The 19,463-nt window shown below is 65.3% G+C and carries 17 protein-coding genes; 14 read left to right on the top strand and 3 right to left on the bottom strand.

Translation table 11 applies throughout. The features are described 5' to 3' along the window. The first annotated feature begins 105 nt into the window (after window positions 1–105). The 5 genes from AC3FOF_RS28630 (at window position 106) to AC3FOF_RS28610 (ending at window position 4,962) form a co-directional block, all read left to right on the top strand. Complete coding sequence (locus tag AC3FOF_RS28630) at window positions 106–1,092, top strand: YVTN family beta-propeller repeat protein (RefSeq protein WP_488728509.1); 987 nt, start codon at window positions 106–108, stop codon at window positions 1,090–1,092. A gap of 130 nt (window positions 1,093–1,222) precedes the next feature. Further along, on the top strand, window positions 1,223–2,116 hold the full coding sequence (locus AC3FOF_RS28625) for a polysaccharide deacetylase family protein (RefSeq protein WP_488728508.1): 894 nt from the start codon (window positions 1,223–1,225) through the stop codon (window positions 2,114–2,116). Next, window positions 2,116–3,090 carry a sterol desaturase family protein gene (locus AC3FOF_RS28620; RefSeq protein ID WP_276264036.1) on the top strand — a complete coding sequence of 325 codons (975 nt, stop codon included), beginning with the start codon at window positions 2,116–2,118 and terminating at the stop codon, window positions 3,088–3,090. The genes AC3FOF_RS28625 and AC3FOF_RS28620 overlap by 1 nt, the downstream gene beginning before the upstream one ends. 150 nt (window positions 3,091–3,240) lie before the next feature. Further along, window positions 3,241–4,116 (top strand): EI24 domain-containing protein, encoded by an 876-nt coding sequence (locus tag AC3FOF_RS28615; RefSeq protein WP_276264035.1) that lies wholly within the window; start codon window positions 3,241–3,243, stop codon window positions 4,114–4,116. Between the two features lie 12 nt (window positions 4,117–4,128). Then, a complete protein-coding gene (locus AC3FOF_RS28610; RefSeq protein ID WP_017228200.1) occupies window positions 4,129–4,962 on the top strand; it encodes a competence/damage-inducible protein A in 834 nt (277 codons plus the stop codon). Window positions 4,963–5,055: 93 nt separating this feature from the next. On the opposite strand, the gene AC3FOF_RS28605 is transcribed toward AC3FOF_RS28610, so the two are convergent. Then, the gene (locus AC3FOF_RS28605; protein ID WP_017228201.1) at window positions 5,056–5,520 is read right to left on the bottom strand and encodes a rhodanese-like domain-containing protein; all 465 of its coding nucleotides are present in this window, start codon (window positions 5,518–5,520) and stop codon (window positions 5,056–5,058) included. A 559-nt stretch (window positions 5,521–6,079) separates the two neighbouring features. Between AC3FOF_RS28605 and AC3FOF_RS28600 the strand changes: the two genes are divergently transcribed. From AC3FOF_RS28600 to ntrC, 4 genes are all read left to right on the top strand, one after another. Further along, complete coding sequence (locus tag AC3FOF_RS28600) at window positions 6,080–7,495, top strand: 3-hydroxylaminophenol mutase (RefSeq protein ID WP_017228202.1); 1,416 nt, start codon at window positions 6,080–6,082, stop codon at window positions 7,493–7,495. 174 nt (window positions 7,496–7,669) lie between these two features. Continuing rightward, the gene (locus AC3FOF_RS28595) at window positions 7,670–8,194 is read left to right on the top strand and encodes a DUF4124 domain-containing protein (RefSeq protein WP_430869499.1); all 525 of its coding nucleotides are present in this window, start codon (window positions 7,670–7,672) and stop codon (window positions 8,192–8,194) included. A 4-nt stretch (window positions 8,195–8,198) separates the two neighbouring features. After that, window positions 8,199–9,350: a nitrogen regulation protein NR(II) gene (glnL, locus tag AC3FOF_RS28590; protein WP_276264033.1), complete on the top strand. Its 1,152-nt coding sequence runs from the start codon at window positions 8,199–8,201 to the stop codon at window positions 9,348–9,350. 115 nt (window positions 9,351–9,465) lie between these two features. Further along, window positions 9,466–11,010, top strand: coding sequence for a nitrogen regulation protein NR(I) (gene ntrC, locus AC3FOF_RS28585; protein ID WP_276264032.1), 1,545 nt, complete (start codon window positions 9,466–9,468; stop codon window positions 11,008–11,010). A 196-nt stretch (window positions 11,011–11,206) separates the two neighbouring features. Here the strand turns inward: ntrC and AC3FOF_RS28580 are convergent, their stop codons facing one another. Beyond that, a complete protein-coding gene (locus AC3FOF_RS28580; protein ID WP_017228205.1) occupies window positions 11,207–11,998 on the bottom strand; it encodes an HAD-IIB family hydrolase in 792 nt (263 codons plus the stop codon). Window positions 11,999–12,173: 175 nt separating this feature from the next. Here AC3FOF_RS28580 and ugpB point away from each other — a divergent pair, with 175 nt between their 5' ends. The 5 genes from ugpB (at window position 12,174) to ugpQ (ending at window position 17,294) form a co-directional block, all read left to right on the top strand. After that, on the top strand, window positions 12,174–13,490 hold the full coding sequence (gene ugpB / locus AC3FOF_RS28575) for a sn-glycerol-3-phosphate ABC transporter substrate-binding protein UgpB (protein ID WP_017228206.1): 1,317 nt from the start codon (window positions 12,174–12,176) through the stop codon (window positions 13,488–13,490). Window positions 13,491–13,615: 125 nt separating this feature from the next. Beyond that, a complete protein-coding gene (gene ugpA / locus AC3FOF_RS28570) occupies window positions 13,616–14,497 on the top strand; it encodes a sn-glycerol-3-phosphate ABC transporter permease UgpA (protein ID WP_035813429.1) in 882 nt (293 codons plus the stop codon). Between the two features lie 11 nt (window positions 14,498–14,508). Next, entirely contained in the window at window positions 14,509–15,357 is an 849-nt protein-coding gene (gene ugpE, locus AC3FOF_RS28565; RefSeq protein WP_035813431.1) for a sn-glycerol-3-phosphate ABC transporter permease UgpE, read from the top strand. A gap of 61 nt (window positions 15,358–15,418) precedes the next feature. Next, the gene (locus AC3FOF_RS28560; protein WP_276264030.1) at window positions 15,419–16,525 is read left to right on the top strand and encodes a sn-glycerol-3-phosphate import ATP-binding protein UgpC; all 1,107 of its coding nucleotides are present in this window, start codon (window positions 15,419–15,421) and stop codon (window positions 16,523–16,525) included. A gap of 1 nt (window position 16,526) precedes the next feature. Continuing rightward, the gene (gene ugpQ, locus AC3FOF_RS28555) at window positions 16,527–17,294 is read left to right on the top strand and encodes a glycerophosphodiester phosphodiesterase (RefSeq protein WP_488728507.1); all 768 of its coding nucleotides are present in this window, start codon (window positions 16,527–16,529) and stop codon (window positions 17,292–17,294) included. A gap of 52 nt (window positions 17,295–17,346) precedes the next feature. Here the strand turns inward: ugpQ and AC3FOF_RS28550 are convergent, their stop codons facing one another. Beyond that, on the bottom strand, window positions 17,347–19,008 hold the full coding sequence (locus AC3FOF_RS28550) for a SulP family inorganic anion transporter (protein ID WP_430869658.1): 1,662 nt from the start codon (window positions 19,006–19,008) through the stop codon (window positions 17,347–17,349). Between the last annotated feature and the right edge of the window lie 455 nt (window positions 19,009–19,463).

Below are 19,463 nucleotides of genomic sequence, written 5' to 3'. Positions count from 1 at the left end.
GGACCGGGGGAGATTGTGACCAAATGTTAGTTTGTTGAGCTACGTCATCGGTTCGCAGTCTGGAAACGTTAGAATGGCCGATTAAGTCATTGATCAACAGCCTTTATGCTCGCTTTGCGTCGTGTAGTTTCCGGGTTTGCCGCGATCGGCACCCTGGCCCTGGGGGTAGTGGCGGCGCCCGCGTCGGCGGAAGTGGTGGTGGTGCTCAACTCGGGTGACGCCACGGTCACCCTGATCGACAAGGACACCCAGAAGGTGCTGGAAACGTTCCCGATCGGGAAGGAGCCCCACCACCTGATCGCCACCCCCGACGACAAATCCCTGATCGTCGCCAATGCGGTGGGCAACGACCTCGTCTTCCTCGATCCGGTGACGGGCAAGGTCCAGCAGCGCGTTGCCAATATCGACGATCCCTACCAGATCGGCTTCTCGCCCGACCAGAAATGGTTCCTGACCACCGGCAACCGCCTGGACCGGGTCGATGTCTACCGCTGGGACGGCAAGGCGCTGAAGATCGCCCGGCAGTTGCCGCTGGCCAAGACGCCGAGCCATATCGCCTTTACCAGCGATAGCCGGGTTGCTTTTGTCACGCTGCAGGATTCCAACGAGGTGGTCGCCATCGACCTGCCCACGCAGACCGTGATGTGGCGCATGAACGCCGGTTCTGCGCCGGCGGGCGTGTGGGTCACGCCCGATCAGAAATACCTGCTGGTGGGCATGACCGGCGCCGACTATGTGGCGGTGATCGACTGGCACACCCGCACCGTGGTCAAGCAGATCCCGACCGGCAAGGGCGCGCATAACTTCCGCGCGGTGGGCGACAAGCGCCACCTGTTCCTGTCCAACCGGGTCTCCGGCACCATCAGCATCGTGGACCAGCAGACCTTGACCAAGGTCGGCGATATCGCCGGCCTGCCGGCCGGCCCCGACGATATGGAACTGACCGCGGACGGCAAGACCCTGTGGGTGAGTTTCCGCTGGGCGCGCTCGGTGGGCCTGATCGACGTGGCCAGCCGCAAGCTGATCAAGACCATCCGCGTGGGCCGCTCGCCGCACGGTATTTATTTCCGCACCCGCGCACCGCTTTACTGACTTTTTACTGACGCTTTGCCGGGATTGGCCTGCGCCACGGCATGAGGCGGGAGCGCGGTGGCGCCAGCAGCATAGAACTAGTCTGGCTGCGAGCACTCCAACGCAGTCACAGGACATCAGGACAGGCATCATGAGCAAGACTTCGCTGCCCCGGCTGACCCGCGCCCTGAGGCGCGTCGTGCGCCGCGCGGCAGCCCCGGCGCTCGCCGCCGCCGGCCTGGCGCTGGCCGCCGCGCCGGCCGGCCCGGCGCTGGCTGCCGCGCCGACGGCGCCCCAGCCCTGCCGCGCCGGCACGCTTTACCTCACCTTCGATACCGGCAGCATGAGCCAGGCGGCATTCATCGCCGACACGCTGCGCCGCCACCATATCAAGGCCACCTTTTTCCTCGCCAACGAGCCGACGATCAACAAGGACAGCTCGCTCGATCCGGGCTGGGCCGCCTACTGGAAGGGCCTGGTGGCGGACGGCCACGTGTTCGGCAGCCACACCTTCGACCACGTCTACCTGCGCAGCACGCGCGATGGCAAGGTTGTCATGCGCCCGCAGTTCGGCGCGCATGCCGGGCAGGACGTGGTGATGGACCAGCAGGGCTTCTGCGCCGAACTCAATCGCAGCGCACAGGCGCTGCGCGGGCTGACCGGCGCGGCCATGTCGCCGCTGTGGCGGGCTCCTGGCGGCCATACCGCGCCGCAGACGCTGCAGTGGGCCGAGCAATGCGGCTTCAAGCATGTGGGCTGGGCGCCGGCCGGTTTCCTGGGCGACGAACTGTCCTCCGAGCGCTTCCCCAACAAGGTCCTGCTGGCGCATGCGCTGCGCGACCTGCGCGATGGCGATATCACCCTGGCCCACCTGGGCATCTGGTCGCGCAAGGACGCCTGGGCGCCCGGCGTGCTCGAACCGCTGATCAGCGGACTGGAGCAGAAGGGCTTCTGCTTCGCCACGCTGCGCGAGCACCCCGCCTACCGTGACTGGCTGGGCAAGGAGGCCGCCAGCGTGGCCGGGCGCGAGCCTGGAGGGCGCTGATGTTCGATGCGCTCAATGCGTGGATAGGCCAGGTAGAGGCTGCGCTGTTCCAGGACGTCATCCTTCCCGTGGTGTACCAGCTCGGCCTCGGCGGCTATGCCGAAGACGCTTTCACCGGCACCGAATGGCTGCTGGTGGGGCTGGTGCAGATCGCGGTGATGGTGCTGATCCTCGGGCCGCTGGAAAAGCTGCGCCCCGTGGAGGCGGTGACCGACCGCGCCGCCATCCGCACCGATATTCTCTATACGCTGGTGCACCGGCTGGGCCTGTTCCGGCTCGCCATGTTCTTCCTGCTCGATCCGCTGATGGACGCGCTGGAGGGGCATCTGCGCCTGCTTGGCTGGCAGCGGATCAATGTGGAGGACTGGTGGCCGGCGGTGACGTCGATCCCGCTGGTCAGCTTCCTGGTCTACCTGTTGCTGTTCGACCTGCTCGACTACTGGTATCACCGCCTCTCGCACACCTATCGCTGGTGGTGGAGCCTGCATGCGGTCCACCACAGCCAGCGCCAGATGACGCTGTGGAGCGATAACCGCAACCACCTGCTCGACGATATGCTGCGCGACGTGGTGTTCGCGGCGGCGGCGCTGGCGGTAGGTGTGGAGCCGTCCCAGTATGTGCTGCTGGTAGCCTTGTCGCAGCTCTTGCAGAGCCTGCAGCATGCCAACCTGCGCATGCACTTCGGCGCGCTGGGCGAACGGCTGCTGGTTTCGCCGCGCTTTCACCGTACCCACCACGCGGTTGGCGTCGGGCACGAGGCGATCGGCCGTCCGGGCCGCCTGGGCGGTTGCAACTATGGCGTGATTTTCCCGTGGTGGGACATGCTGTTCCGCACGGCGGTCTTCTCCGGCGCCTATTACCCCACCGGCATCCGCGACCAGATGCCGCCGCCGGCGGGCAAGGGGCGCGACTATGGCGCCGGTTTCCTGTCCCAGCAGTGGTACGGCATCAAGCGGCTGCTGCGGCTTGGCTGAAGCAGCCGCTGTCCGGCTGGCCCCGGCCCCGGGATGCCGGGGCATCGGCATCCGGCCCTTCGCCGCCCGCCGCACACGCGTCTCCCGCTATCGCGGGTGACGTGTGCTAGTCTATCTGTCCCCCGCTTTCGTGGTATCCCAATTCACTGCATGAACGATATTTTCCGCGCGTTTGGTCGTGCCCTGATCAGCCAGCTGCATCCGCGCATGCTGATGCTCACCGTCATTCCCTTCCTGCTCGCGACCGGGTTGTGGGGTGGCCTGCTGCTATGGGGATGGGAGCCCATCATGACCACCGCGCGCGGCGTGTTGGAAACCTCGGTGCTGACCAGCTGGATCTATGGCGCGCTCGACTGGTTCGGCCTGCAGTCCCTGCGCGCGGTGGTGGCGCCGCTGTTCGTCGTGGCGCTGATGATCCCGCTGGTGATCGCGTCGATGCTGGTGTTTATCAGCCTGTTCTCGGTGCCGGCGGCGGTGCGCCATCTCGAGCGCAGCTACCCGGACCTGGTCAAGGCCAAGGGCGGCAACATGATCGGCAGCGTATTCCAGGCGCTGGGCAGCACCGTGGTCTTCCTGTTGCTGGCGCTGGTGACGTTGCCGCTGTGGCTGATTCCGCCGTTCTTCGCGCTGATCCCGCCTTTGCTGTGGGGCTGGCTGACCTATCGCGTGATGACCTACGATGCGCTGGCCGAGCATGCCAGCCCGGAGGAGCGCAAGACGCTGATGAAGCGCCACCGCATTCCCTTGCTGGCCATCGGCGTGGCCGTGGGCCTGCTGGGCTCCGCGCCGACCCTGGTCTGGGTATCCTCGGCGGCCTTGATTTTTCTCTTTCCCTTCGTGCTGGCCGGCACGCTCTGGCTCTACGTGCTGATCTTTATTTTCTCGGCGCTGTGGTTCGGCCATTTCTGCCTGCGCGCGCTGGAGCAGTTGCGCGCCGAACGCGCAGCGGCCGCAGCGGCGGCGGCACCGTTGGCGGACGTTATCGATCTCGCGCCGTCCGATGTGCGGCGCATTGAACAATCCTGAAGCGAGGGCATCATGGGTTTCGGCCTGATCGTCATTGGTGACGAGATTCTGTCGGGGCGGCGCGAAGACAAGCATATGCGCCGTGCCATCGAACTGCTGGCGGCGCGCGGGCTGGCGCTGGACTGGGCTGAATATGTGGGCGACGAGCGCGCACGCATTACCGCCACGCTGCGCCGTACCTTTGCCGGCGAAGATGTGGTGTTCTGCACCGGTGGCATCGGCGCAACGCCGGACGATCACACCCGGCAGTGCGCCGCCGCCGCGCTCGGCGTACCGCTGGCGCTGCACCCCGAGGCCCGCGAGCTGATCGCCCAGCGCATTGTCGAGACCGCGGCGGGCGATCCCGCCAAGGCCGACCTGGACCTGCCGGAGAACCAGCACCGCTTCAAGATGGGCGAATTCCCCGCCGGCGCGCGCATCATTCCGAACAGCTACAACCGGATCCCGGGCTTCTCGGTGGGCAACCATCATTTCATGCCGGGCTTCCCGGTGATGGCGTGGCCGATGATGGAGTGGGTGCTGGATCATTACTACCCGCACCTGTTCCATCAGGCTGTGCAGGTGGAGCGCTCCTTCCTGGTGTTCGAGGCGCCGGAGTCCACCCTGACGCCGCTGATGGAGCAGGTCGAAGCCGCGTTCGACGGTATTCGGGTGTTCAGCCTGCCGTCCGTGGGCGATGCGAAGCGCGGCGAACTCTATGCGCGCCGGCATATCGACCTGGGCGTGAAGGGGGCGGCGGAGCGTGTGGAGCCGGCCTACCTCATGCTGCGCGAGGGCGTGCGGGCGATGGGCTTCGAACTGGTGGAGGTTGCCGCCAGGCGGCCGGGAGATCCCGCCGGGGACTGAGCCGCAATGGCCGGGAAACAAGAAACGGGACAGCATGGCTGTCCCGTTTTATCTTCTGTTTGCGGCTATCTGCCGCGCAGGCGGTCCGGATCTTCAGGCGCCATGCCAGGGCAGGCCGCGTACACACCATCCTTCCACCGTCTTGCGGTGGTGGTGTTCGTCGCGGTTGCCCTCGAACCCCTCCAGCACATCCATCGCAAACTGGAAACCTGCTTCCGTGGCGACGCGTGCGGCATGCTTGGAGCGTGCCGCGCTGCGGCACAGGAACAGCACCGGCACGTCGGCGGGCACGCGGGCCTTGAGCTGGGCGACGAAGGCGGCATTCTGCGCACCGCCCGGATAGCTCATCCACTCCACATGTGCCGACTGGGCTTCCGGCAGGTCAGGTGCGCCGATCCAGTCCAGCTCGGCCTGCGTGCGGACGTCCACCATCACGGCGGTGGGATCGCTCTGCAGCAAGGCAAAGGCCTCCTGCGGGGTGAGCGCGCCGAAGTAGGGCAGTTGGTTTTGCTGCTGGCGCTGGCGCGCCGCTTGGAGGAGTTCGTCTCGGGTGGTCATCGGGGTGACAAAATCGAAGGGTGGAATGGCATATGGGAGCGCCTGCCAGGTATTCTAGCGCGGCGGACACGGTGTCCGGCGCGTTTGGGCTCCCGAGGGGCCGTATGCGCCGGCAGGCCCCGGGGGCAACACGCTCCGGTGCCGGGTTCTGCACCGCATGCAGGCGGCAGTGCGGAAAATGCACCAAAATGGTATCTGTCGGCGTATTTGCACATCGATGGTGCATTTTTTGGTGTGGGTGCACCTTTCTGGTGTTTCCTTCGTCGGCGTTGCCGACGCTGCGCGCTGCTCCTGGCGAGGGACGGGACAGGCGGTGCGCGGCGTATGCCGCATGCGCCACCGGCAACGGGCCCGGAACCCCCGTACGGGGCTGCGGAGGTGCACTTTTTTCGGGAACGCAGGGCCAACAAGGGGCATCCCTTGGCACGCTTTCTGCTAACATCCCTCGTCCCTTTCGCGGCCGGTCTTTGTGCTCCCCCAACGCCTTCCTGGCGTGGCCCAGCAAAGAACGACGCAAGAATGGCTTTCTAGACTTCAGCCGAATTTCCAGGAGATAGGCATGGCCCACAGCGTTGCAGATGTGATGAAGCTGGTGAAGGAAAACGACGTCAAGTTCGTCGACTTCCGTTTCACCGATACCAAAGGCAAAGAGCAACACGTGTCGGTACCCGTGTCGCACTTCGATGAAGACAAGTTTGAAAGCGGCCACGCTTTCGATGGCTCGTCGATCGCCGGCTGGAAGGGTATCGAGGCTTCGGACATGCTGCTGATGCCGGACCCGAATACCGCCAACGTCGATCCGTTCTATGAAGAACCGACGCTGATTCTGACCTGCGACGTGGTCGAGCCGTCCGACGGCAAGGGCTACGACCGCGACCCGCGTTCCATCGCCAAGCGCGCCGAGGCTTACCTGAAGAGCACCGGCCTGGGCGATACCGCCTTCTTCGGTCCGGAACCCGAATTCTTCATCTTCGACGGCGTGACCTGGAATGTGGACATGCAGGGTTGCTCGGTGAAGATCGAGTCGGAAGAAGCCCCCTGGTCGTCGGCCAAGGAATTCGAGCACGGCAACAGCGGCCACCGCCCGGGCAAGAAGGGCGGCTACTTCCCGGTTGCCCCGATCGACACCTTCCAGGACATCCGTTCGGAAATGTGCCTGATCCTGGAATCGCTGGGCATCCCCGTGGAAGTCCACCACCACGAAGTGGCTGGCCAGGGCCAGAACGAAATCGGCACCAAGTTCAGCACGCTGGTGCAGCGCGCCGACTGGACCCAGCTGCAGAAGTACGTGATCCAGAACGTCGCCCACACCTACGGCAAGACCGCCACCTTCATGCCGAAGCCGGTGGTTGGCGACAACGGCTCGGGCATGCACGTGCACCAGTCCGTATGGAAGGACGGCCAGAACCTGTTCGCGGGCAACGGCTATGCCGGCCTGTCGGAATTCGCGCTGTACTACATCGGCGGCATCATCAAGCACGCTCGCGCGCTGAATGCCCTGACCAACCCGGGCACGAACTCGTACAAGCGTCTGGTGCCGGGCTTCGAGGCACCGGTCAAGCTGGCGTACTCGGCACGCAACCGTTCGGCTTCGATCCGTATTCCGTACGTTGCCAACCCCAAGGGCCGTCGCATCGAGACCCGCTTCCCGGACCCGCTGATGAACCCGTACCTGGGCTTCTCGGCACTGCTGATGGCCGGCCTGGACGGCGTGCAGAACAAGATCCACCCGGGCGAGGCTGCCGACAAGAACCTGTACGACCTGCCGCCGGAAGAGGATGCAAAGATCCCGACCGTCTGCTCCAGCCTGGACCAGGCCCTGGAATACCTCGACAACGACCGCGAGTTCCTGACGCGCGGCGGCGTCTTCTCCAACTCCATGATCGATGCCTACATCGAACTGAAGATGGAAGAAGTCACCCGCTTCCGCATGACGACTCACCCGATCGAGTTCGATATGTACTACTCGCTGTAAGGCGAGGCGTTGCCAGGTTGTGACCGGGCAACAGTAGCACCAGGAAGGGGCGGCTTCGGCTGTCCCTTTTTGTTTGGTTCGCTGGTTTGATCGCTAGAATGGGGCTCCTTTCCCAACACCCCCCCGCTGATGTCAATGGATGCGCTCGAATTCCCGCTCTCCCCGCTCCGCCCGATGCACCGGTTCGGTGCCCGCATGCACGGATCGGCAGCTGCCTGCGCCATGCTGGCGCTTGCACTGCTGTGCTGGAGCCGCCCGGCTCCGGCGCAGTCGGATATCTACGTTTGCGCCGGCCCCAACGGGGTGCCGGAATACCGCAACGGCAACGGGGGCAAGGGCTGCAAACGGCTGAACCTGCCCGAGGTGACCACCGTGCCGGGCGGGCGCATCAATTCGCCGCCGGCGGGCAAGGGCACTGCGCCTGGCGCCGCGCCCGCGGCGTTCCCGCGCGTGGACAGCGCAACCCAGAAGAGCCGCGATGGCGAGCGCCGCGCCGTGCTGGAGCAGGAACTGCAGAGCGAGGAAGCCAAGCTGGCCGCGCTGCGCGCCGAGTACAACAACGGCCAGCCCGAGCGCCAGGGCAATGAGCGCAACTACCAGAAGTATCTCGACCGTACCGCCACGCTGCGCGACGACATTACGCGCGGCGAGGCCAACGCCGCCTCGTTGCGGCGAGAACTCTCCAACCTGAAGGACTAGTACTATGCGTCGCCTGATTCGCAGCGTCTCGCGCAAGGTAGCTTCGGCCGGGGCCGGCGCCCCGCCCGAGGGTGGGGCTGCAGTGCTGCCGTTGGGCGATGTGGCCTACCACCATGGGCTGGACGTGGTGGCCAACCCGGTTTTGCTGGTGCGCCAGCCTGGCCTGCGCATCGTCTACGCCAATCCCGCCGCGGAAGCGAGTTTCGCGGTGTCGCGCAAGGCCATGGTGGAGTTGTCGCTAGCCGACCTGTTCGGCGCTTCGGAAGAACTGGCCAGCATGATCGACACGGTGATCTCGCGGCAGTTCGACGCCCGCCGGCAGGATGTGGTGCTGCACCCGCCCCTGCAGGAGCCGATGCATGCGCACGTGGTGATTGGCGTGCTGGACGCCAATTCCGACACCGTGGTGGTGGAGGTGCTGCCCAACGAGCAGAAGGTGCGCAGCGAACGCGAGGAGCGCATCCTCGACCTGACCTCCGCCAACAAGGAACTGATCCGCAATCTCGCCCACGAGATCAAGAATCCACTGGGCGGCATCCGCGGCGCGGCGCAGCTTCTCGAGTTCGAGCTGCCTGAGCGTTCGCTGCGGGAGTACACCCAGGTCATCATCAAGGAGTCGGACCGCCTGCAGACGCTGGTGGACCGCCTGCTGGAGCCGCACCGCCATCCGCATATCGTGTCGGAGCTCAATATCCACGAAGTGCTGGAGCGCGTGCGCTCGGTGGTGCTGGCTGAATTCCCCTCGGGGCTGGACATCGTGCGCGACTACGATGCGAGCCTGCCCGACCTGCGCGGCGACATGGAGCAGTTGATCCAGGCCGTGCTGAACATCGTCCATAACGCGGCACATGCATTGTCCGAGCGTATCGCGCGTGGCGATGCGCAGATCGTCCTGCGTACCCGGGTGGCCCGCCAGGTAACAATTGCCAAGCGTTTGTTCAAGCTGGCATTGGACTTGCATGTCATCGATAACGGTCCGGGCATCCCCGAGGATATTCGCGAACGCATCTTCTACCCGCTGGTGTCGGGCAGGGATGGCGGCAGCGGCCTCGGTCTCACACTCGCTCAAACCTTCGTGCAGCAGCACGAGGGCTTGATCGAATGCGAGAGCCGGCCTGGCTGTACCGACTTCCGTATCCTGCTGCCCCTGCATTGATCGCACCGGCGCCAGCAATTGGAACTGCCCCATTGATTGCTGCCGTCCGGCTCGCCAGCGGTGCGCAAGCAGGTTCACGGAAGACCAAATGACACCGAGCAGACAAGCGACGCACATGAAGCCGATCTGGATAGTCGACGACGATCAATCAATCCGCTGGGTCCTGGAAAAGGCCCTCGCCCGTGAAAGCCTGCTTTCGCGCAGCTTCACCAATGTGCGCGACGTACTGGCCGCGCTGGAAGACGACGAGCCGCAGGTCCTGATCTCGGACATCCGCATGCCGGGAGGCTCGGGGCTGGACCTGCTGCAGGCGCTCAAGGCGCGCCATCCGGGGCTGCCCGTCATCGTGATGACGGCCTACTCCGATCTCGATAGCGCAGTAGCGGCTTTCCAGGGCGGGGCCTTCGAGTATCTCGCCAAGCCCTTCGATGTCGACAAGGCGGTCGAGCTGATCCGCCGCGCGCTGCAGGAAAGCCTGCGCGAGGAGGAACTGGAAGACCGTCTGGTCGATGCCCCCGAGATACTGGGCCAGGCGCCGGCCATGCAGGACGTGTTCCGCGCCATCGGACGTCTCTCGCAGTCGAACGTGACGGTGCTGATCACCGGCGAGTCCGGCACCGGCAAGGAACTGGTGGCGCAGGCCCTGCACAAGCACAGCCCACGCGCCAACGGTCCCTTTATCGCGCTCAATACCGCGGCCATCCCGAAGGACCTGCTCGAATCCGAACTGTTCGGCCATGAGCGCGGCGCCTTTACCGGCGCGCAGACCATGCGCCGCGGTCGCTTCGAGCAGGCCGAGGGCGGCACGCTGTTCCTGGACGAAATCGGCGATATGCCGTTCGACCTGCAGACGCGCCTGCTGCGCGTGCTGTCCGACGGCAACTTCTATCGCGTAGGTGGCCACAATCCGCTGCGCGCCAACGTGCGCGTGATCGCCGCGACTCACCAGAACCTGGAGACGCGTGTCAAGGAAGGGCTGTTCCGCGAGGACTTGTTCCACCGCCTCAACGTGATCCGCCTGCGCCTGCCGCCGCTGCGCGAGCGGCCGGAGGACATCACGCTGCTGGCCCGCCATTTCCTGCAGAAGAGCGCCAAGGAACTGGGCGTGGAGCCCAAGCGCATGTCGGACGAGGCGCTGGCCTATGTCAGCACGCTGCCGTTCCCCGGCAACGTTCGCCAGCTTGAGAACCTCTGCAATTGGCTGACCGTGATGGCGCCTGCCCAGACCATCGAGGTCAAGGACATGCCGCGCGAGATGATCGGGACCGGGGCTGCGCAGGGCGGGCTCGGCGGCGCGGCGCGCCTGCCGGAGCCGCGTGGCGAGGGCCGGGCGGAGAGCGCCGATGGCCTTGAGGCCGTCGATTACGGCGCCGCACCGACCATTGTGAACGGCGAGACCGATGCCGCGCTGGCCTATGCCAGCCGGCCGCACGTGGCCAGTGCCCTTGCCGGCTGGGAGAGCCTGCTGGCAGGCGAGGCTCGCGCCATGCTGGAATCAGGCCAGCCGGAGGTGATGGATGCGCTTACCCGCCGCTTCGAGAAGGCGGTGCTGGAGGCGGCCCTGGGGGTGACCCGCGGGCGCCGCGTGGAAGCCGCCACGCGCCTCGGTATCGGGCGCAACACCATCACGCGCAAGCTACAGGAACTGGGCTTCGACTGAGGTAATGCCAGCGACGGAAGTCGTGGCGATTGCTGCAATGCAAAACAAAACGGCCGGGATCAGATCCGGCCGTTTTGCTTTTTGTTTCTTGCTTTCCGCGTTGGGCATTTGTTTTGTCGTGCTTGCGGATTTCGCCGCATGTCCTGTGTCTTCGATTCATGTGGCGTTTTGTATTGTTTGGTAATGTATTGCGGCCCTAATCACGTGCCGCCAGCAATAATGCCGCCATTTCCGCAAACCCTTCGCCGCAAGCGGCTTCGGTGATATAGGCAGGCCGGGCCGGTAGTTGCGGCAGGATATCGCGAATATTCGCCACCCCGACCGACAGCGGAAAATGGGCGAACATGCTCGCGTCGTTGGCCGAGTCGCCGATAAACAGCCACTCGTCGCGGCCGGCGTCGAGGTCGGCGCCCAGTAATTCCGCAACGCACAAACGGCTCATGCTGAGCTTGTCGTGCTGGCCGAACCAGCCGTTCACATGGATGGAACTGACCGTGGCTGTCATGCCGGCCTCCCGCATCAGGCTGGCGATGCGTTCGACCGCCCCGGCGGGCAGCGGCGCCACGTCCTCGGCATGGTCGATGGCAAGGTCGGCGGCATGCCAGGCCTGGTCCGATGCCAGTGCGCAGCCGGGCACCTGCCGCACGATGCGCTCGCCCAGCGCCTGGATGCGTGCCAGGTTGCCGGCACGGGTAATGGCATCGTCCAGGTAGCGGGTAAGCAGCTTGCCGGCGCGCAGATGGGAGTAAAACGCGCCGTTTTCACCAATGATGGCGTCCACCGGCCAAAGCCGGGTCAGGATCTCGGCCCAGGCGATGCAGCGGCCGGTGACCGGGATCACGTGAAGGCCGGCGGCCTTGAGCCGGTCCAGTGCAAGATAGGTGGACGCCGGCAGCCTGCCGTCGGTGGTAATGGTGCCGTCGATGTCGGTCAGTACGCCGCGTACGCGGCGCAGCGCCGAGGCGGGGAGGGTCTGGATGGCTTGCATGGCGCAAGATTCTACCCTGTCAAGCTGCCGATAAAACGTTGTCATATTATTGTGATTTAGTGGAATTGCCCGGTTTTCCTATCCAACAAGGCGCGGTAACATCCGGCTGTCACAAAAACTGCATACAGTCGGGCGATTTTTGTCCCATGTCGCGATATAAACAGGAGAGTTTCCCATGACCGTCAAACGTACCGCGTTGACCCTGGCCGCCTTCGCCATGCTGGCCGGCGCAGGATCGGCCAATGCCGCCGTCGAGATCCAGTGGTGGCATTCGATGGAAGGTGCGCTCAACGACAAGGTGAACGCGATCGCCACGCAGTTCAATGCCAGCCAGTCCGACTACAAGATCGTGCCGATCTACAAAGGCCAGTATGACGAGTCGCTGGCAGCCGGCATTGCGGCCTACCGTTCGGGCAATGCTCCGGCGATCCTGCAGGTGTTCGAGGTGGGCACGGCGACCATGATGAGCGCCAAGGGCGCCATCAAGCCGGTGGCGGCGGTCATGAAGGACGCCGGCGAGAAGTTCGACGCCAAGATGTACATTCCGGCGGTGGCTGGCTACTACACCTCGAACAAGGGCGAGATGCTGTCGTTCCCGTTCAATAGTTCGACCACGGTGATGTACTACAACAAGGATGCCTTCAAGAAGGCCGGGCTGGATCCGAACAAGCCGCCCGTGACCTGGCAGGAAGTGGCGACCGACTCCGCCAAGCTCAAGGCTGCCGGCGTCTCCTGCGGCTACACCACCGACTGGCAGTCGTGGGTGCAACTGGAAAGCTTCTCGGCCTGGCACAACGTCCTGTTCGCCACCGAGAACAATGGCTTCGGCGGCACCGGCGCGCGCCTGGTGTTCAATTCGCCGCTGCACGTCAAGCATATCGCCAACCTGCTCGACATGCAGCAGAAGGGCTATTTCGTCTACGGCGGCCGCAAGGACGAGCCGAAGGCCAAGTTCATCGCAGGCCAGTGCGCGATGCTGACCGGGTCCTCGGCGGCGCTGGCCAATATCCGCAAGAACGCCAAGTTCGATTTCACCGTGGCGCAGCTGCCCTATGAGCAGGGCGTGCCGGGTGCGCCGCAGAACACGATCATCGGCGGCGCGTCGCTGTGGGTGATGGGCGGCAAGAAGGCCGAGGAGTACAAGGGCGTAGCCAAGTTCTTCACCTACCTGTCGCGCCCCGAGGTGCAGGCCGACTGGCACCAGTCGACCGGCTACCTGCCTGTGACGATGGCGGCCTACGAGCTGACCAAGAAATCGGGCTTCTATGACAAGAACCCCGGTGCCGACGTCGCGGTCAAGCAGATGATCGTCAAGACCACCGACAAGTCGCGCGGCATTCGCCTGGGCAACTTCCCGCAGATCCGTACCGTGATCGACGAGGAGCTCGAAGCGGTGTGGACCGGCAAGAAGCAACCCAAGGAGGCACTCGATTCGGCGGTGGCGCGCGGCAATGAGCTGCTCGAGCGCTTCCAGAAGACGGTCCGCGAGTAAGCGCCCGGCGTTGTGAGCGTGCAGAAGGCGGAGGCTTTGCCTCCGTCTTTGGTTTGAGCGGCCCGCAAGGGCCGCGCTGTTCCCGATAGATGACGCCCCGCTGCTGGCGGTGGTCTGGATGCGTGATGGAAAAACGGGTCGTATTCCAATCTTCATGGTTGCCCTATCTGCTGGTGTTGCCGCAGATGGCGGTAACGCTGATCTTCTTTTTCTGGCCGGCCGGGCAGGCGCTGTACCAGTCCGTGCTGAGGCAGGATGCCTTCGGCATCGACCTGCAGTTCGTCGGCCTGGAAAACTTCAGGGATCTGTTCAACGATGCGCAGTACCTGAACTCGTTTCGCGTGACGGCGGTGTTCGCCGTCGGCGTGACGCTGGTCGGGCTCTCGATCTCGCTGCTGCTGGCCTATTTCGCCGATCGCGTGGTGCGCGGCGCCAGCGGCTACAAGCTGCTGCTGATCTGGCCGTACGCCGTGGCGCCCGCGGTGGCGGGCGTGCTGTGGATGTTCATGTTCAACCCCACGCTGGGCGTGGTGTCCTATGCGCTGCATGCGTTCGGCGTGGACTGGAATTTCCTGCTCAATAGCAACCAGGCCATGCTGCTGGTGGTGCTGATTGCCGCGTGGAAGCAGATCAGCTACAACTTCCTGTTCTTTCTGGCTGGCCTGCAGAGCATCCCGAAATCGCTGATCGAGGCTGCCGCCATCGACGGCGCCGGGCCATGGCGGCGCTTCTGGTCGATCATCTTCCCGCTGCTGTCGCCGACCACCTTCTTCCTGATGGTGATCAATGTGGTGTACGCCTTCTTCGATACCTTCGCCATTATCGACGCGGTGACCCACGGCGGCCCGGTCAACGCCACCAATACGCTGGTCTACAAGGTCTACCAGGATGGCTTCCGCGGGCTGGATATCGGCGGGTCGGCAGCGCAGTCGGTTGTGCTGATGGGGATCGTGATCGTTCTCACGGTGGTGCAGTTCCGCTACGTGGAACGCAAGGTGCAGTACTGAGGATTGGCAAAATGGTAGAACGACGACCCTTTCTTGATTTTCTCTCGCACCTGATGCTGGTGCTGGGCGTGCTGGTGGTGGCTTTCCCCGTCTACGTCACCTTCGTGGCCTCGACGCTGACCGCCGACGAGGTGCTGCAGGCGCCGATGACGCTGCTGCCGGGCAGCCATTTCCTGGAAAACTATCGCACCGTGCTGGTGGCCGGGGTGGGCAATGCCGCCTCGCCGGTCTCCACCATGATGGTCAACAGCCTGATCATGGCGCTCGGCATCGCGGTGGGCAAGATCACGATCTCGATCATTTCGGCCTTCGCGGTGGTGTACTTCAAGTTTCCGCTGCGCAAGACCTTCTTCTGGATGATCTTCGTCACGCTGATGCTGCCGGTGGAAGTGCGGATCCTGCCGACCTACAAGGTGGTGTCGGATCTTGGCATGCTGGATAGCTACTTCGGCCTGACCATCCCGATCATCGCCTCGGCCACCGCGACCTTCCTGTTCCGCCAGTTCTTCCTGACTATCCCGGACGAACTGGCCGAGGCCGCGCGCATCGATGGCGCCGGGCCGCTGCGCTTCTTCAAGGACGTGGTGCTGCCGCTGTCCAAGACCAGCATCGCGGCGCTCTTCGTGATCCAGTTCATCTATGGCTGGAACCAATACCTGTGGCCGCTCCTGATCACCACGCAGAAATCGATGACGCCGGTGGTGGTGGGCGTGACCCAGATGATCTCCCGCTCCGGGGACGCAGCGACCGACTGGAACCTGGTGATGGCCACCGTGATGCTGGCCATGGTGCCGCCCGCCATCGTGGTGCTGCTGATGCAGAAGTGGTTCGTCAAGGGCCTGGTCGAAACCGAAAAATAAGCGGGTGGGGCGGAGCGCGATGACGCGTTTCGCCACGCTTGCCCAGCGAGAAAGAATAGCAATGGCAAAACTGTCGCTTCGCAACGTACAGAAAACCTACGCCGGCAACGTGAAGGTCGTGCACGGCATCGATATGGAAATCAACGATGGCGAATTCATCGTCATCGTCGGCCCGTCGGGCTGCGGCAAGTCCACGCTGCTGCGCATGGTGGCCGGGCTGGAGGCCATCAGCGGCGGCGAGGTGCATATTGGCGACAAGATCGTCAACAACCTCGAGCCCGCCGAGCGGGACATCGCCATGGTGTTCCAGAACTACGCGCTCTATCCGCATATGAGCGTGTACGACAATATGGCCTACGGGCTGAAGATCCGCGGCATGGCCAAGGCCGAGATCGAGCAGCGCGTCAAGCATGCCGCGGGCATTCTCGAGTTGGCGCCGCTGCTGGAGCGCAAGCCGCGCGCGCTGTCCGGCGGCCAGCGCCAGCGCGTGGCCATGGGCCGCGCCATCGTGCGTGAGCCTGCCGTGTTCCTGTTCGATGAACCGCTGTCCAACCTGGACGCCAAGCTGCGCGTGCAGATGCGCCTGGAGCTGAAGGAGCTGCATCGCCGCCTGCGCACCACCAGCATGTACGTGACGCACGACCAGGTCGAGGCCATGACGCTGGCCGACCGCATGATGGTGCTCAATGGCGGCCGCGTGGAGCAGATCGGCACGCCGCTGGAAGTCTATGCGCGTCCCGCCAGCACCTTCGTGGCCGGCTTCATCGGCTCGCCGCCGATGAATCTCGTTCCGGTTGCGCGTACCAATGGCGGCCAGGGCGGAGCCCAGATGCGGGTCGAGTCGAAGGAGGGCGCGCAGGCGCAGCCGGCGGCCACGCTCGGCCACCTGCCGATGGGCCTGCACTTGCCCGAGCGCGCGTTGCTCGGCCTGCGTCCCGAGCATATCGAGCCGTGCGCGGCGCACGAAGCCATCGCCGAGATCGACGTGCGGCTGGTCGAGGCGCTCGGCGCGGACTCCTTCGCCTACGGCGCGCTGGGCGGCCAGCCGGTCGTGGTGCGGCTGGACAGCAATATGCAGGTGCGCGGCGGCGACCGGCTGCCGATCACCGCATCGGCCGAGCACCTGCATTTCTTCGATACCGATTCCGGCAAACGCATCGAGGCTTGATATGACCCAAGCGGCTTTCGCTCCCTGGCCGGCGGCCTGGCCCTATCCGCGCCATATCGCGCATCGCGGCGCCGGCAAGCTGGCGCCGGAGAACACGCTGGCGGCATTCCGCCACGGTGCCTCATTCGGCTATCGCATGTTCGAGTTCGACGTGAAGCTGTCGGGCGACGGGCGGGCGATGCTGCTGCACGACGCCACGCTGGACCGTACCACCAACGGCCATGGCCGCGCCGACGCGCTGACCCTGGGCGAAATCGCCATGCTGGATGCCGGCAGCTGGCATAGCCCTGCCTATGCCGGGGAGCCGGTTCCCACGCTGGCGTCGATTGCCCGCTATACGCGCGCCAACGGGTTCATGGTCAATATCGAGATCAAGGCCGTGCCCGGCGCGGAATGGCGCACCGGCGCGGCGGTAGCCGTCGATGCCCAGGCGCTGTGGGCCGGCAGCGACGTGCCGCCGCTGCTGTCGTCGTTCTCGGAGGAATCGCTGGAGGCGGCCCGCAAGGCCGCGCCGGCCCTGCCGCGCGCGCTGCTGCTGGACACGCTGCCGCAGGACTGGCTGGAGCGGCTGCGCCGGCTGGACTGCGTGGCGCTCGACGCCAACCATCGCGAACTCACCGAGGACGTCATCCGCACGGCCCACAACGCCGGATTCCACGTGACCTGCTATACCGTCAACGACCCCGCCCGCGCGGCGCAACTGCTCGGCTGGGGACTGGACGCGCTGATCACCGATTCGGTGGACGCGATCGCGCCGCGCCAGGCCTAGCCTTCAAGGCGACAGGGCGCCGCCCCGGGAGCGGGGCGGCTGGCCGGGCTTCCTAGTCTCCGCCTCCCATCGCTTCGCGCACAGCGTCGTCCACGCTCCAGCCGCGCCACATTTCCTCGGGGATGGCGGGGTTGTGTGCCTGCGCCAGCAAATCCCGCACTTCGTCCTTGACCCGGGCAAGCCGCAGCGGCATGCCGTGGGCCCTCGCGAAGACCGCCAGCTCTCCCAGCGCTTCGAGCGTGGTGCCGTCGAGATCGGGCGACTCTTCCAGGCTAAGCACCAGACCATACTGAGGATGGTCTCGCGCCAGTGCCTGGCGCACGTTGCCGAGCACGCTATCGACGTTGCCGAAGAACAGCGGCACCTCCGGGCGCGCGATCAGCAGGCCCTTGGGCGCCGCGGCCTCGGGATGGCGCGTCGTGTCGACGAAGTCGTGACTATCGGCGAGGCGCCCCAGCCAGCTGACCTGCGGACGCGACAGGCGATGCAGCAGCATGGCCAGGCTGACCACGATCGCCAGCAGCAGGCCGTGCAGCACGCCCAGCAGCAGCACGCCGGCAAAGGCGGTCAGCGCGACCAGGCGGTCGCGCCGCCAGTCGAAATACGGCTTGAGGCTGCCCGGATTGAGGCTGTGCCCGACCGCACGGATCACGATGGCCGCGAGCACGGGCTCGGGCGTGCGGGAGATCCAGGGAAGCAGGGTGCACACCGCGGCGAATACCACGGCGCCGGCGATCAGGCCGGCGCGGCGGCTTTGCGCGCCGGCCGATTCGTTGGCCGAGGTGCCCGAGAAGCCCGCGCCCACCGGCATGCCCTGGAACAGGCCCGAGGCGAGATTGGCCAGCCCCAGCGCGGCCAGGTCCCGGTTGGGCGAGACGTTGTCGCCGTGGCGCATGGCGAAAGTGCGGATCGAGCCGTAGCTCTCGGCGTACAGGATCAGCGCTAGCGCCGCCGCCAGTTCGCCCGCCCGCATCCAGTCGGCCGTGGTCAGGCCTGGCACGCGCGGCATCGAGAACTGCAGGGCGATATTGCCGACGGCCGCAATGCCATGCGACTGGGTCCAGCCGCTGAGGTCGAGCGCGATGCCGGCGGCGATGACCAGCAGCGCGCCCGGCACCGCGCGCCAGCGCGCGAACAGGTGCAGCAGCGCCAGCGCGCCCAGGGCCAGTGCCGCGCCGGACAGGTTCCAGTGGCGCCAGCCAGCGAGCAGGTCCCACGCCAGGCGCAGGAAATCGCCGTGTGCCGGTTTCACGTCGAGGATCTTCGGGCACTGCTTCAGTACGATGGTCAGCGACAGTCCCAGGGCGAAGCCACGCAGCACGGGCTTGGCGATCAGGTTGGATATCGCCCCCAGGCGCAACGCCGCGGCCAGCAGGAACAGCATCCCCGCCATCAGGATGACCGCCGCGCCGAGGGCGATGCGCAGTCCGGCGTCACCCTCGGCTGCGGCAGTGGTGGCTGCCAGCAGCACTGCGGCCGACGACGAAGTGGCCGAAACGATGGCAAAACGGCTGCTGCCGAGCAGGCCATAGACCAGCAACCCTGCAAACAGCGCAATCACGCCGGCTTGCGGGGGCAGCCCGGCGATGCCGGAGTAGGCCACGGCTTCGGGCAGAAGCAGCCCGGCAATGGCCAGCCCCGCGACCAGGTCGGCGCGCCATGCGCCGGGCGTGGCGCCGGTCGGGGCCGTGCCAGCGGTAGGGGCGGGCATCATGCCGTCTTGCCCTGGCTGGCCGGGCGCGCCAGGACAGCGGGGGCGGCGTGATGCGGGGATGGCGGGAAGTGCACAGATATCTCCATTGTTGTTTCGTCCCATGCTATCGAACCGTCTGCCTTCGCGGCCGTCCGGCGGCCCCTGCGTTTGCCTGCGCGCAACACTGGAAGCCGTACGGATGCATTGCCGGCAAAAATCGCTCGGGCTGCGCGCCAAACGTGCTATCCTTATGCGAGTGAAGACTTAGGTCCTTCCACGCACAACTGACCCTTTTGGGGGCGACTGAACAAATGCAGCTGAACAGACCGGCACCCGTCGCGGTGCCGTTTGCATAATGATGCATTTGATGTGCTTCGGTTGTTGCCCCGAAAGAGTTGTTTGCAATCCGCTAACCGGTCAAGCCGTGTCGCGGAAGGTTGATGAACCCGCTTTACTCCGGCATTCCCGGAGAATAG

The organism is Cupriavidus sp. 96C5-1 (genome assembly GCF_057798855.1).
This window is presented reverse-complemented; position numbering and strand designations above follow the sequence as displayed.

Coding starts and splice junctions, on each gene's coding strand:
- AC3FOF_RS28630 (WP_488728509.1), top strand. CDS start 106: ATGCTCGCTTTGCGTCGTGTAGTTTCCGGGTTTGCCGCGATCGGCACC.
- AC3FOF_RS28625 (WP_488728508.1), top strand. CDS start 1,223: ATGAGCAAGACTTCGCTGCCCCGGCTGACCCGCGCCCTGAGGCGCGTC.
- AC3FOF_RS28620 (WP_276264036.1), top strand. CDS start 2,116: ATGTTCGATGCGCTCAATGCGTGGATAGGCCAGGTAGAGGCTGCGCTG.
- AC3FOF_RS28615 (WP_276264035.1), top strand. CDS start 3,241: ATGAACGATATTTTCCGCGCGTTTGGTCGTGCCCTGATCAGCCAGCTG.
- AC3FOF_RS28610 (WP_017228200.1), top strand. CDS start 4,129: ATGGGTTTCGGCCTGATCGTCATTGGTGACGAGATTCTGTCGGGGCGG.
- AC3FOF_RS28605 (WP_017228201.1), bottom strand. CDS start 5,520: ATGACCACCCGAGACGAACTCCTCCAAGCGGCGCGCCAGCGCCAGCAG.
- AC3FOF_RS28600 (WP_017228202.1), top strand. CDS start 6,080: ATGGCCCACAGCGTTGCAGATGTGATGAAGCTGGTGAAGGAAAACGAC.
- AC3FOF_RS28595 (WP_430869499.1), top strand. CDS start 7,670: ATGCACCGGTTCGGTGCCCGCATGCACGGATCGGCAGCTGCCTGCGCC.
- glnL (WP_276264033.1), top strand. CDS start 8,199: ATGCGTCGCCTGATTCGCAGCGTCTCGCGCAAGGTAGCTTCGGCCGGG.
- ntrC (WP_276264032.1), top strand. CDS start 9,466: ATGAAGCCGATCTGGATAGTCGACGACGATCAATCAATCCGCTGGGTC.
- AC3FOF_RS28580 (WP_017228205.1), bottom strand. CDS start 11,998: ATGCAAGCCATCCAGACCCTCCCCGCCTCGGCGCTGCGCCGCGTACGC.
- ugpB (WP_017228206.1), top strand. CDS start 12,174: ATGACCGTCAAACGTACCGCGTTGACCCTGGCCGCCTTCGCCATGCTG.
- ugpA (WP_035813429.1), top strand. CDS start 13,616: ATGGAAAAACGGGTCGTATTCCAATCTTCATGGTTGCCCTATCTGCTG.
- ugpE (WP_035813431.1), top strand. CDS start 14,509: ATGGTAGAACGACGACCCTTTCTTGATTTTCTCTCGCACCTGATGCTG.
- AC3FOF_RS28560 (WP_276264030.1), top strand. CDS start 15,419: ATGGCAAAACTGTCGCTTCGCAACGTACAGAAAACCTACGCCGGCAAC.
- ugpQ (WP_488728507.1), top strand. CDS start 16,527: ATGACCCAAGCGGCTTTCGCTCCCTGGCCGGCGGCCTGGCCCTATCCG.
- AC3FOF_RS28550 (WP_430869658.1), bottom strand. CDS start 19,008: ATGATGCCCGCCCCTACCGCTGGCACGGCCCCGACCGGCGCCACGCCC.